This is a genomic window from Pseudomonas sp. DY-1, assembly GCF_003626975.1.
In the GTDB taxonomy this organism is placed as follows: domain Bacteria; phylum Pseudomonadota; class Gammaproteobacteria; order Pseudomonadales; family Pseudomonadaceae; genus Metapseudomonas.
In genome coordinates this window covers 2,055,720-2,067,954 of record NZ_CP032616.1, presented here as the reverse complement: position 1 = coordinate 2,067,954, position 12,235 = coordinate 2,055,720, and the positions used below count along the sequence as shown (strand labels likewise).

The window sequence follows — 12,235 nt, the reverse complement described above, 5'->3', positions numbered from 1 at the left end:
GGGACGCCCCTGACGCTTTCCCGACCCTTTTCTTATGCTGTGCGCGTCAACTTATCCTTTGCCTTCACAGATACGCAAGGTCGTCGCGTTGCGCATCCAGCAGCGCCATGAAGGCTTTGGCGGCGTTGGAGAGCGTGCGCTCGGTGTGCAGGATGTAGCCGAGCTGGCGTGAAAGCTGGATGTCCTGCAGGGGCAGACGTACCACGGAGTCGTCAAGCATGGTACGCGGCAGCACGCTCCAGGCGATGCCGATGGAAACCATCATCTTGATGGTTTCCATGTAGTTGGTGCTCATGGCGATGTTCGGCATCAGGCCTTCGGCCTCGAACATGCGGCGGACGATGTGGTGAGTGAAGGTGTTGCCGCCCGGGAATACCGCCGGATGTCGTGCTACGTCCGGAAGGAAGATGGTCTTGTCGCGGGCCAGCGGATGTTCCGGCGCTGCGACGAAATCCAGCGGGTCGTTCCAGACCGGCACCGCCTGCACGGGCAATGCGGTTTCAGGTGCGAGGGTGATCACGGCCAGCTCCACTCGGCCGTGGAGGATTTCCTCATAGGCCACTTCCGAGTCGAGGAACTGGATGTCCAGGGCGACTTGCGGATAGGCGCGGGTAAAGGCGCGTAGCAAAGGCGGCAGTCGGTGCAGGCCGATGTGGTGGCTGGTGGCCAGCGTCAGGCGGCCGCTGATGTCACCGGAAAGGTTGCTCAGCGCGCGGCGAGTGTCGTCCAGCACGTTGAGGATCTGGTAGGCACGCGGGAGTAGGGCGCGCCCGGCCTCGGTCAGGCTCACTTCGCGACCCAGGCGGTCGAACAGACGCACGCTGAGTTGCTGTTCCAGCGAGGCGATGCGCTTGCTCACCGCAGGCTGGGTCAGGTGCAGGCGCTCACCCGCTTCAGAGAAGCTGCCGGTCTCGGCGATGGCGATGAAAGCATTGAGGCTGGCCAAATCCATATCTGGACTCCGTGGGTTGCTGGCGCCGGTAGTATCCGCATTCCTTGATGGAATGCTTTAAATAAAAAATATGAATTTGAGTTATTCGATGCAAGCCCCTACGATCGTCCCCACAAGCAAAAGGGGCTTTTCGACCCCTGCGCACAGAAACAAGCTGACGAGGACCTGACGATGGCCGGCAAGACGCTCTACGACAAGCTCTGGGATGCACACGAGGTGAAGCGCCGCGACGATGGTTCGTCGCTGATCTACATCGATCGTCACATCCTTCACGAAGTGACCTCGCCGCAGGCCTTCGAAGGGCTGCGTCTGGCGGGCCGCAAGCCGTGGCGCATCGACGCCAACATCGCGACTCCCGACCATAACGTGCCGACCACCCGCGCCGAGCGCCAGGGTGGCCTCGAAGCCATTGCCGACGAAGTGTCGCGCATCCAGGTCAAGACCCTGGACGAGAACTGCGATGACTTCGGCATCCTCGAGTTCAAGATGAACGACGTGCGCCAAGGCATCGTCCACGTGGTAGGCCCGGAGCAAGGCGCCACTCTGCCGGGCATGACCGTGGTCTGCGGCGACTCGCACACCTCCACCCACGGCGCTTTCGGCGCGCTGGCCCACGGCATCGGCACCTCAGAGGTCGAGCACGTGCTGGCCACCCAGTGCCTGGTGGCGAAAAAGATGAAGAACATGCAGGTACGCGTGGAGGGCAAGCTGCCCGCCGGCGTCACTGCCAAGGACATCGTGCTCGCCGTGATCGGCAAGATTGGCACCGCTGGCGGCAACGGCCATGCCCTGGAGTTCGCCGGCAGCGCCATCCGTGACCTGTCCGTCGAAGGCCGCATGACCATCTGCAACATGTCCATCGAGGCCGGTGCCCGCGTCGGCCTGGTGGCCGTGGACGAAAAGACCATCGCTTATGTCGAAGGTCGCCCGTTCGCGCCGAAAGGTGTTAATTGGGACAATGCCGTGGCTGCCTGGCGTGACCTGGTTTCCGACGCTGATGCGCATTTCGACACCGTGGTCGAGCTGCGCGCCGAAGACATAAAGCCGCAGGTGAGCTGGGGCACTTCGCCAGAAATGGTGCTGCCGGTCGATCAGCGCGTGCCGGATCCAGCCGCTGAAGCTGATCCGGTCAAGCGCGGTTCCATTGAGCGCGCCCTGAAATACATGGGGCTCGCCGCCAACCAGGCGATCACCGATATCCAGCTGGACCGCGTATTTATCGGTTCCTGCACCAACTCGCGTATCGAAGACCTGCGCGCCGCCGCTGAAGTGGCCAAGGGCCGCAAGGTCGCTGCCACCGTCAAACAGGCGCTGGTGGTGCCGGGCTCCGGCCTGGTCAAGCAGCAGGCCGAACAGGAAGGCCTGGACAAGATCTTCCTTGAGGCGGGGTTCGAGTGGCGCGAGCCGGGCTGCTCCATGTGCCTGGCGATGAACCCGGATCGCCTGGAGAGTGGCGAGCATTGCGCATCCACCTCCAACCGCAACTTCGAGGGGCGTCAGGGCGCTGGTGGCCGTACCCACCTGGTCAGCCCCGCCATGGCAGCCGCTGCCGCGGTGACCGGCCGTTTCGTCGATGTTCGCGAGTTGCTCAAGTAAGGAAGGAGAGTCGAGATGAAAGCCTTTACCCAACACACCGGTCTCGTCGCTCCGCTGGATCGCGCCAACGTCGACACCGATCAGATCATTCCCAAGCAGTTCCTCAAGTCGATCAAGCGCACCGGCTTCGGCCCCAACCTGTTCGATGAGTGGCGCTACCTGGATGTGGGGCAGCCGAACCAGGACAACTCCAAGCGTCCGTTGAACCACGACTTCGTGCTGAACTTCCCGCGTTACCAGGGCGCCAGCGTGCTCCTGGCCCGTGAGAACTTCGGCTGCGGCTCCTCTCGCGAGCACGCACCCTGGGCGCTCGACGAGTACGGATTCCGCGCGATCATCGCGCCGAGCTACGCCGACATCTTCTTCAACAACAGCTTCAAGAACGGTCTGCTGCCGATCATCCTGAAGGACGAGGAAGTCGATGAACTCTTCCAACAGTGCGAGGCCGCCGAGGGCTACCAGCTCACCGTTGACCTTGCCGCGCAGACAGTCACCCGCCCGGATGGCAAGCAGTACAGCTTCGAAGTGGACGCCTTCCGCAAGCACTGCCTGCTCAATGGCCTGGACGATATCGGCCTGACCCTGCAGGACGCCGAAGCGATCAAGGCCTTCGAAGGCAATTACCGCCAGGGCAACCCCTGGTTGTTCCGCGACGCCTGATATCCAGGAGCACGAAGTGAACGATAAGGCCCATGCGCAGGTCGTCCAGAGTCAGTTCGGTGAGCAGGCCGCTGCCTACCTGAGCAGTGCCGTACATGCCCAGGGCACCGAGTTCGCCCTGCTGCAGGCTGAAGTGGATGGGCGAAGCGATGCGCGGGTGCTGGACCTCGGCTGCGGTGCTGGCCATGTGGCCTTTCATGTAGCGCCGCTGGTCGGTGAAGTCGTTGCGTACGACCTCTCCGGGCAGATGCTTGACGTAGTGGCGAGTGCCGCTGCCCAACGCGGGTTCGGTAATGTGGTTACCCAGCAAGGGGCGGCCGAAATGCTGCCCTTCGCTGACGCCAGTTTCGATTTCGTCTTCAGCCGTTATTCGGCGCACCACTGGAGCGATGTCGGTGTAGCCCTGCGCGAGGTGCGCCGTGTCCTGACGCCGGGCGGCGTAGCTGCCTTCATCGACGTCGCTTCGCCGGGGCGCCCACTGCTGGATACCCACCTGCAGGCCGTGGAAGTGCTGCGCGATACCAGCCATGTGCGCAACTATTCGCCCGCAGAGTGGTTGCGCCAGGTGTCCGAGGCCGGCCTGGCGACTCGTAGCCATACCCGCCAGCGGCTGCGACTGGAGTTCACTTCCTGGGTCGAGCGCATGCGCACGCCGATGGTGTTCCGCGAGGCGATCCTGGCGCTGCAGAAAGCAGTGGGTGATGAGGTTCGCGAGTATTTCGAGATTGCGGCAGACGGCTCCTTCAGCACCGATGTCGTGGTGCTCTGGGCCGAACGCTAGAACGAATTGCATGGCGCGGAGTGCGCCTAACGAGAGGAAAGCATGAGCAAGCAGATTCTGATTCTTCCTGGCGACGGTATTGGCCCGGAGATCATGGCCGAAGCGGTTAAGGTACTGGAAGTCGCCAATGACAAGTTCCAGCTGGGCTTCGAGCTGACCGAGGATGTCATCGGCGGCGCAGCCATCGACAAGCACGGCGTACCCCTGGCCGACGAGACACTGGAGCGTGCGCGCAAGGCCGATGCCGTCCTGCTGGGTGCCGTGGGCGGCCCGAAATGGGACAAGATCGAGCGCGACATCCGTCCGGAGCGCGGTCTGCTGAAGATCCGTTCGCAGTTGGGCCTGTTCGCCAACCTGCGTCCGGCCATCCTCTATCCGCAACTGGCCGAGGCCTCCAGCCTCAAGCCGGAAGTGGTTGCCGGCCTGGATATCCTCATCGTTCGCGAGCTGACCGGCGGCATCTATTTCGGCCAGCCCCGCGAGCAGCGTGTTCTGGAAAACGGCGAGCGTCAGGCCTATGACACCCTGCCGTATAGCGAAAGCGAAATTCGCCGTATCGCGCGCGTCGGCTTCGACATGGCCCGCGTGCGGGGCAAGAAGCTGTGCTCGGTGGACAAGGCCAACGTCCTGGCTTCCAGCCAGCTGTGGCGCGAAGTCGTCGAAGAGGTGGCCAAGGACTATCCGGACGTTGAGCTCAGCCACATGTACGTCGACAACGCCGCCATGCAACTTGTGCGTGCACCCAAGCAGTTCGACGTCATGGTCACCGACAACATGTTCGGCGACATCCTGTCGGATGAGGCTTCCATGCTCACCGGGTCCATCGGCATGCTGCCCTCCGCCTCGCTGGACTCGAACAACAAGGGCATGTACGAACCCTGTCATGGGTCGGCACCGGATATCGCCGGCCAGGGCATCGCCAACCCGTTGGCGACCATACTTTCCGTATCGATGATGCTCCGCTACAGCTTCAACCAGACTGCTGCTGCCGACGCCATCGAGAAGGCCGTCAGCCTGGTGCTGGACCAGGGGCTGCGGACGGGCGATATCTACTCCGCTGGTGCGACCAAGGTCGGTACCCGCGAAATGGGCGATGCTGTGGTCGCGGCACTGCGGAATCTGTAATCTGTCGGGCCCGCTGGAATACCAGCGGCCCACTTTTTCACGAAAGGTGTAGTTGTCATGAAGCGTGTAGGTCTGATCGGTTGGCGCGGCATGGTGGGTTCCGTGCTCATGCAGCGAATGCTGGAAGAGCGGGATTTCGACCTGATCGAGCCGGTGTTCTTCACTACTTCCAATGTCGGTGGCCAGGGCCCTGCGGTCGGCAAGGACATTGCCCCGCTGAAGGACGCCTACAGCATCGACGAGCTGAAGACCCTCGATGTGATCCTGACCTGCCAGGGTGGCGACTACACCAATGAGGTGTTCCCCAAGCTGCGCGAAGCAGGTTGGCAGGGCTACTGGATCGACGCTGCTTCCAGCCTGCGCATGCAGGATGACGCGGTGATTGTGCTCGATCCGGTAAACCGCCGGGTCATCGACCAGCAACTGGACGCCGGTACCAAGAACTACATCGGCGGCAACTGCACCGTCAGCCTGATGCTGATGGCTCTGGGTGGCCTGTTCGAAGCCGGCCTGGTCGAGTGGATGAGCGCCATGACCTACCAGGCTGCCTCCGGCGCCGGCGCGCAGAACATGCGCGAACTGATCAAGCAGATGGGCGCGACCCATGCGGCGGTGGCCGACGATCTGGCCAACCCGGCCAGTGCCATCCTCGACATCGATCGCAAAGTGGCTGAAGCCATGCGCGGCGAAGATTTCCCTACCGAGAACTTCGGTGTGCCCCTGTCCGGCAGCCTGATCCCGTGGATCGACAAGGAACTGCCTAACGGCCAGAGCCGCGAAGAGTGGAAAGGCCAGGCCGAGACCAACAAGATCCTCGGTCGCTTCAAGAGCCCGATCCCGGTGGATGGCATCTGCGTGCGCATCGGCGCTATGCGCTGCCACAGCCAGGCACTGACCATCAAGCTGAACAAGGATGTGCCGATCGCCGATATCGAAGGCATGATCAGCCAGCACAATCCCTGGGTGAAACTGGTGCCGAACCAGCGCGAAATCAGCATGCGCGAACTCACTCCGACCGCTGTGACCGGTACCCTGACCGTTCCGGTCGGCCGTCTGCGCAAGCTCAACATGGGCTCGCAGTACCTAGGCGCCTTCACCGTCGGTGACCAGCTGCTGTGGGGCGCAGCCGAGCCGCTGCGCCGCATGCTGCGCATCCTGCTGGAGCGTTGATGGATCGCAGGGTGCCGATGAGGCTCGTCGGCACCCTCTGACCCTCGATTGCCTGCGTGCGGGGTGACGGTTAAAGTGCCGCTCCTCGCATCGCCAGAAGTATCCCCCCCATGAGCCAGACCCTCGATATCGCCGTGATCGGCGCCACCGGCACCGTTGGCGAAACCCTCGTCCAGCTCCTCGAAGAGCGGGATTTTCCGGTCGGAAACCTTCATCTGCTTGCCAGTGGCGAATCCGCCGGCTCATCGCTGCCTTTCAAAGGGCGCAACCTGCGGGTGCGGGATGTGGCCGATTTCGACTTCTCCCAGGTGCGCCTGGCTTTCTTCGCGGCTGGTGAGGCAGTGACCCGCAGCTTTGCTGCGCGCGCGACGTCCGCGGGATGCTCGCTGATCGATCTGTCCGGGGCCCTCGATCCGGTCAAGGCCCCTGGCCTGGTTCCGGAAGCCAATCCGCAGTTGCTCGATACGCTCTCGGCGCCCTATCAGTTGAGCAGCCCCAGTGCCTCGTCAGTGGCGCTTGCCTGCGTGCTGGCGCCGCTCAAGGACCTGCTCAAGCCAAAGCGCATCAGCGTGATGGCCAGCCTGGCGGTTTCCTGTCGTGGCCGTGAGGGCGTAACCGAGTTGGCGCGCCAGACAGCCGAGCTGCTCAATGCGCGACCACTGGAACCGCGCTTTTTCGATCGCCAGATTGCCTTCAACGTCCTGGCTCAGGCCGGTGCACCGGATGCCGAAGGGCATGCCTCCCTGGAGCGTCGCCTGGCGAGCGAGATCAAACAGTTGCTCGGCGAGCCGGATTTGCGTGTGTCCGCCACATGCGCCCTGGCACCAGTCTTCTTTGGAGACAGCCTGGCAGTATCGGTCGTGGCAGAGCAGCCGGTGGATGTCGCCAAGGTGCGCGAGCGGCTCGGGATTGCGCCGAGCGTCGAGTTTGTGGAAGAAGAAGGTGATTATCCGACCGCTGTCGGCGACGCCGTAGGACAGGATTCGGTATATGTAGGCCGGGTTCGAGGTGGGTTGGATGACCCGTGCGAACTCAATTTGTGGATTGCTTCAGATAATGCAAGAAAAGGCGCTGCGCTCAATGCTGTGCAGTCGGCCGAGTTGTTGATAAAACACTATCTGTCAAAGATACTTACCTGAAAATTTGTAGAAATATTCTAGCTTGACAATACTGGCTTGGCCTTATCGTTGATGGGGAGCCGCCGTTTCGGCGTGCGCAGGCAGCGACTTAAGACCCTCCTCTCGCGCAGCGAGAAAAAAGATAAAACAAGGGAATCACTCTATGGTTCGGGTTCGCAAACTTGTGCTGGCAATCGCGGCTGCATCCGCGCTGACTTCGGGTGTGGCCAACGCCCTGGGACTCGGGGAAGTCACCCTGCGTTCTTCCTTGAACCAGCCACTGGATGCGGAAATCGAGCTGCTGGAAGTGCGTGACCTGGCGTCGGCCGAGGTCAAACCGATCCTGGCATCGGCCGAGGAGTTCTCCAAGGCGGGTGTCGACCGTCAGTATTTCCTGCAGGACCTCAAGTTCACCCCGGTGGTCAAGCCCAACGGTCGCAGCGTTATCCGCGTGACTTCGAGCAAGCCGGTCCGCGAACCCTATCTGAACTTCCTGGTCGAGGTGCTTTGGCCCAATGGCCGCCTCCTGCGTGAGTACACGCTGCTCCTCGATCCGCCGCTTTACTCGCCGCAGGCTGCCGCCGCTGCCGCGCCGAAGATCCCGGTTGCCGCTCCGGCTCCGCGTCCCGCGGTAGCCCCGTCCCCAGCGCCAGTTCGCAGTGCCCCGGCAACTTCCAGCGTCGCGCCGCGTCCCAGTGCTCCAGCGCCGGCTCCTGTCCCCGCTCCTGCGCCGGCGGCCAAGGCGCCAACCGACCAGTACCGCACCACATCCCGCGATACCCTCTGGGAGATCGCTGAGCGCACACGTGCCAGTGGCTCGGTGCACCAGGCCATGCTGGCCATCCAGGATCTGAACCCCGATGCCTTCGTCGATGGCAACATCAACCGCCTGAAGAGCGGCCAGGTACTGCGTCTGCCCGATGAAAAGCAGATTGCCAGCCGCACCCAGGCCGAGGCTATTTCCCAGGTACAGGCGCAGAACACCGCCTGGAGCGAAGGTCGCAGTCTGGCCGGGGAGGGCAAGCGCCAGCTTGACGCCACCAAGCGCAGCAGCGCGGACGTCGCTCCGGAGAAAGTTGAGACCCAGGACAGTCTGCGCCTGGTTTCCGCTGCGAGCGGTAAGGCTTCCAGCGGCAGCGACAAGGGCGCCAACGGCGAAAGCAAGGCGCTCAGCGACAAACTGGCCGTTACCCAGGAGAGCCTGGATTCGACTCGCCGCGAGAATGATGAGCTGAAGAGCCGCATGACCGATCTGCAGAGCCAGATGGACAAGCTGCAGCGTCTGATTCAGCTCAAGGATGATCAGCTCGCGAAGCTGCAGTCCAACATGGCCAACCAAGGCAAGCAGGCTCCTGCTGCCTCCGCAACTGCCGCGCCCGCCGCGGTAGCCGCAGCCCCGGCCCAGCCTGCCGCAACTCCGGCCCAGCCGGCTGCCGCTGCGCCGGCACAGCCTGCTCAACCGGCGGCAGCGAATCCGACGCCAGCCCCGGCCCAGCCTGCTGCTCCAGCAGCCGCTGCTCCGGCCCAACCGGCAGCTGCCGCTCCGGCACAGCCCATCGCACCGACCCAGCCGACTGCACCTGCCCAGCCTGCAGCACCCGCCGCAGCGCAGCCGCCCAAACCGGCGGAACCCGCCAAGCCGGCCGCGCCAGTCAAGCCTGTGCAGACCGCACCGGCTGCGCCTGTGGTCGAACCGCCGCAGTCCAGCATCATCGACGATGTGCTTGCCAACCCCATGCTGCTGCTCCTGGCGGGTGGCAGTGCGCTCGTGGCCTTGCTGGTTCTGCTGATGGTGCTGTCGCGCCGCAATGCCTTGAAAGAGGCCGAGCTGCAGAACGGTCTTGCCGCGCAGGACGACGAGAACAGTTTCGACGGTGATCTCGATCTGAAGGACGACGGTTTCTCTGGCCTCGATAGTCCGGATCTGGACGCCGCGGTTGCCGACGCGCCGGATGCTGCTCCCGCCAAGGCCGACGAGCGTGTCACCGCGCAGACTGGCGACGTGATCAGCGAGGCCGACATTTACATCGCCTACGGCCGCTTCAACCAGGCTGGCGAGCTGTTGCAGAACGCCATCAATGATGAGCCGCATCGCAGCGATCTTCGCCTCAAGCTGATGGAGGTCTATGCCGAACTGGGAGATCGCGAAGGTTTTGCGCGCCAGGAAAGCGAGCTCCGCGAAATTGGCGGCGCGAACGGCGAAATCGAGCAACTGAAAGGCAAGTACCCAGCCATGGCCGTTGCCGCCGTAGCAGCCAGTGCGGCTGCGGGGCTGGCTGCGGCAGACGATCTCGATAGCTTCAGTCTCGATGACCTGACCCTCGACGATGTTCCGGCAAACGCGCCGACAGCTGGCAGCGCTGATCTGGACGACGCATTCGACCTCAGTCTGGATGATCTGGATTCCGACCTCGATCTGGAGCTTGCAGACGAAAAACCGACCGTCATCCAGCCGGCTGCAGCTCCGGTCGATGATCTGGGGCTGGACGATCTGGAGCTCGACCTCCCAGCCGCGCCGGTCAAGGCCGAAAGCGATCTGGATTTCGATCTGGATATCGGTGGTAGCGACGAACTGCTGACTGGCGACGAGAGTCTGGAACTCAGCGACGACTTGGCTGACTTCAGCCTGGATCTGGAGCCGACTACCCAGCCGGCGACGGCCGATGAGGAAGATTTCCTGCTGAGTTTGGACAGTGACCTCGACACGCCGCTGACTGCCGAAGCACCCGCTCCGTTAGCAGAAAAGGAAAGCGAAGGTCTGCTCGGTCTGCCGGCTGATTTCGACCTCTCGTTGCCCGACGAGCCGATTGCCGAGCCGCTGGCTGACAATGACAGCTTTGCCGCGCAACTGGACGAAGTGACCGCCGAGCTGGATCAGCTCTCCGACAGTCTGCAGAAGGCGCCGGAACCCGAGCCGGTTGCCGTACTGGAAGATGAGACGGCAGACCTCGGCCTGGGGCTGGGCGAGGAGGACGACTTCGATTTCCTCTCCGGTACCGACGAAACCGCGACCAAACTGGATTTGGCTCGTGCCTATATCGACATGGGTGACACTGAAGGCGCTCGCGACATCCTCGACGAGGTGCTGTCCGAGGGTAGTGACACCCAGCAACAGGAAGCGCGCGAACTGATCGCACGACTCAGCTGATAGATGACAGATGTAGTACCCGCAGCGGCAGCCAATTCGGCTGCCGCTGGCGTTTCAGAAAGGCGTTAATTCCGCCACTTCCCGCCCGCCAGTTTCCGCAACTCTTCCCGCCATTTCCGCAACCCCATGGCTATTTCACGGGGTTCACCACCTTGCCGACGCGCCGGTAAACCCGTTTGGTCATCTCCTGCTTGGTGTGCCCCAGGAGATCGGATGCGTCCTCCAGGCTGACGATTTCCGAGGCGGCTTTCGGGCGGATGTCGCGGAACTGGAAGGTCATGATGGCCTCGGCCAGATCCGGGTCACCGTTCTCGCTCGCCTTGTCGGCGGCCCGCTTGCGCGCCGGTTCGAAGCGCTGGCGCAGCATCGGCTCGGTGAGCTGCTTGCCCTCCGGGGTGGTGACCAGGTGCGGCCTGGACTTGTCCAGCTCGTCCAGCAGCCGACCGAGGCCGGTGCGCAGGCCGTCGATGTGCAGGCGGATGCGCAACTTCTGCGCCGTCTTGCCCTGGTCGACCAGCAGGAAGTCGTCCGTCACCTCCGCCCAGCGCATCTTGCGCACATCGGAGGGCCGCTGGCCGGTCAGGTAGGCAATGTCCATCGCCACCTGCAGCTCCCGCGGCGCCTCCACATACACCGCCTGCCACACCTCGTCCGTGACATACACGTCGCGTGGCGCCTCCTTGTTGCGCCTGACGCCGCGCGTCGGGTTCTCCTTGCTGAAAATCCCCCACTCCCTGGCCATGTTGAACGCGTGCGAGAGCAGGGCAATCTCGCGGTTGGCGCGCACCGGTGCCGTCCTGGCGTCCCGGTACTGCGCGATGATCTGCGGAGTGATCGCTTCCAGCGGCGCCGATTCAAAGGCCCGAACCAGGTGCACCAGGCACTTGCGGTTGTCCTTCTGGGTCTTCGCGCCCTTGCCGGGGATCACGTCCCGGTCGTAACGGCGCAGCAGGTCACCCACCGTCCTGGCCGTGACCGGCACCTTCTTCCGCTCCAGCTGCGCCCACTTCACCCGCGCCTCGTCGGGGTCCGTCCCCAGCGGAATCTCCTTCCTGTTCCCTTGCTCATCGCGGCCGGCGTAGTAGTAGCCGACCCATTCCTGGCCCGATTTCAGCGTGCGCACCCGGCGGATCATCCTTGGCGGCAGGTCTCGGTTGGCTGGTTTCTTCGGGCGCATGCTTACCCCACGCGAGAAAGGTCCAGTGACCAGGGTTCGGCCACGGCATTGGAGGATGAAGGTTTTACGCCGGCCAGCTTGAGCCGGGCGTACACGCGGCCGACGACGGGGCGGCGCGCCCCGGTGAGGGCGTACTGCCACCCGTTCTTGGCGAGCCACTTGATCTGCAGTGAAGGTAGACGGTAGCCGGTGATGGCGACCAGCTCTTCGTCGCTAAGGGTTTCGGTCTGGATGTCCATGCTGGATACCTCGCTGGTCAGCGCTGGGCTGGGCTATTCTTCTTCGTCTTCATCGGGGACTTCAAATAGGCAGCTGCCGTGTACGGCCTCCGCCAGGGCTTGCTCGATCGTTTTATCTGCCGAGTCCGTCCACCAGCCGTCGTAGTCGCGCATGCCGCATGGCGCCGTGACGACGATGTACCAGTCCTCGTCCTCGCTCTCCCGGCTGATATCGATGACGTGTTCGTTGATCGTCCCGTAGGCCGATGTGGCTTTCTTGCGCATGAGCG

General features: G+C 63.2%; 11 protein-coding genes. 7 read left to right on the top strand and 4 right to left on the bottom strand.

The annotated features are described in order from the left end of the window. Window positions 1–64: 64 nt before the first annotated feature. Entirely contained in the window at window positions 65–952 is an 888-nt protein-coding gene (locus tag D6Z43_RS09960) for a LysR family transcriptional regulator (RefSeq protein WP_077525439.1), read from the bottom strand. A gap of 171 nt (window positions 953–1,123) precedes the next feature. On the opposite strand from D6Z43_RS09960, the gene leuC reads away from it, so the two are divergent. The 7 genes from leuC to D6Z43_RS09925 all read left to right on the top strand — a co-directional run bounded on the left by leuC (window position 1,124) and on the right by D6Z43_RS09925 (window position 10,550). Beyond that, window positions 1,124–2,548 carry a 3-isopropylmalate dehydratase large subunit gene (leuC, locus tag D6Z43_RS09955; RefSeq protein ID WP_120651781.1) on the top strand — a complete coding sequence of 475 codons (1,425 nt, stop codon included), beginning with the start codon at window positions 1,124–1,126 and terminating at the stop codon, window positions 2,546–2,548. 15 nt (window positions 2,549–2,563) lie between these two features. Beyond that, window positions 2,564–3,208 carry a 3-isopropylmalate dehydratase small subunit gene (leuD, locus tag D6Z43_RS09950; protein WP_120651780.1) on the top strand — a complete coding sequence of 215 codons (645 nt, stop codon included), beginning with the start codon at window positions 2,564–2,566 and terminating at the stop codon, window positions 3,206–3,208. 16 nt (window positions 3,209–3,224) lie between these two features. Next, complete coding sequence (locus D6Z43_RS09945; RefSeq protein WP_120651779.1) at window positions 3,225–3,989, top strand: class I SAM-dependent methyltransferase; 765 nt, start codon at window positions 3,225–3,227, stop codon at window positions 3,987–3,989. Between the two features lie 42 nt (window positions 3,990–4,031). Then, complete coding sequence (leuB, locus tag D6Z43_RS09940; RefSeq protein WP_120651778.1) at window positions 4,032–5,114, top strand: 3-isopropylmalate dehydrogenase; 1,083 nt, start codon at window positions 4,032–4,034, stop codon at window positions 5,112–5,114. Between the two features lie 57 nt (window positions 5,115–5,171). Continuing rightward, window positions 5,172–6,284: an aspartate-semialdehyde dehydrogenase gene (gene asd / locus D6Z43_RS09935; RefSeq protein ID WP_120651777.1), complete on the top strand. Its 1,113-nt coding sequence runs from the start codon at window positions 5,172–5,174 to the stop codon at window positions 6,282–6,284. 110 nt (window positions 6,285–6,394) lie between these two features. Then, on the top strand, window positions 6,395–7,423 hold the full coding sequence (locus tag D6Z43_RS09930; protein WP_120651776.1) for an aspartate-semialdehyde dehydrogenase: 1,029 nt from the start codon (window positions 6,395–6,397) through the stop codon (window positions 7,421–7,423). Window positions 7,424–7,565: 142 nt separating this feature from the next. Next, window positions 7,566–10,550: a FimV/HubP family polar landmark protein gene (locus D6Z43_RS09925; protein WP_120651775.1), complete on the top strand. Its 2,985-nt coding sequence runs from the start codon at window positions 7,566–7,568 to the stop codon at window positions 10,548–10,550. Between the two features lie 130 nt (window positions 10,551–10,680). Here the strand turns inward: D6Z43_RS09925 and D6Z43_RS09920 are convergent, their stop codons facing one another. From D6Z43_RS09920 to D6Z43_RS09910, 3 genes are read right to left on the bottom strand one after another with little or no spacing between them, the layout of a single operon-like run. After that, entirely contained in the window at window positions 10,681–11,727 is a 1,047-nt protein-coding gene (locus D6Z43_RS09920; protein WP_120651774.1) for a tyrosine-type recombinase/integrase, read from the bottom strand. A 2-nt stretch (window positions 11,728–11,729) separates the two neighbouring features. Next, window positions 11,730–11,966, bottom strand: a complete 237-nt coding sequence (locus tag D6Z43_RS09915) for a DUF4224 domain-containing protein (RefSeq protein ID WP_120651773.1) — start codon at window positions 11,964–11,966, stop codon at window positions 11,730–11,732. Window positions 11,967–11,999: 33 nt separating this feature from the next. Beyond that, window positions 12,000–12,230 carry a hypothetical protein gene (locus tag D6Z43_RS09910; protein ID WP_120651772.1) on the bottom strand — a complete coding sequence of 77 codons (231 nt, stop codon included), beginning with the start codon at window positions 12,228–12,230 and terminating at the stop codon, window positions 12,000–12,002. Between the last annotated feature and the right edge of the window lie 5 nt (window positions 12,231–12,235).

Bases quoted from the DNA above. Each gene is read 5' to 3' on its own strand.
- D6Z43_RS09960 (WP_077525439.1), bottom strand. From the start codon at position 952: ATGGATTTGGCCAGCCTCAATGCTTTCATCGCCATCGCCGAGACCGGC.
- leuC (WP_120651781.1), top strand. From the start codon at position 1,124: ATGGCCGGCAAGACGCTCTACGACAAGCTCTGGGATGCACACGAGGTG.
- leuD (WP_120651780.1), top strand. From the start codon at position 2,564: ATGAAAGCCTTTACCCAACACACCGGTCTCGTCGCTCCGCTGGATCGC.
- leuB (WP_120651778.1), top strand. From the start codon at position 4,032: ATGAGCAAGCAGATTCTGATTCTTCCTGGCGACGGTATTGGCCCGGAG.
- asd (WP_120651777.1), top strand. From the start codon at position 5,172: ATGAAGCGTGTAGGTCTGATCGGTTGGCGCGGCATGGTGGGTTCCGTG.
- D6Z43_RS09930 (WP_120651776.1), top strand. From the start codon at position 6,395: ATGAGCCAGACCCTCGATATCGCCGTGATCGGCGCCACCGGCACCGTT.
- D6Z43_RS09925 (WP_120651775.1), top strand. From the start codon at position 7,566: ATGGTTCGGGTTCGCAAACTTGTGCTGGCAATCGCGGCTGCATCCGCG.
- D6Z43_RS09920 (WP_120651774.1), bottom strand. From the start codon at position 11,727: ATGCGCCCGAAGAAACCAGCCAACCGAGACCTGCCGCCAAGGATGATC.
- D6Z43_RS09915 (WP_120651773.1), bottom strand. From the start codon at position 11,966: ATGGACATCCAGACCGAAACCCTTAGCGACGAAGAGCTGGTCGCCATC.
- D6Z43_RS09910 (WP_120651772.1), bottom strand. From the start codon at position 12,230: ATGCGCAAGAAAGCCACATCGGCCTACGGGACGATCAACGAACACGTC.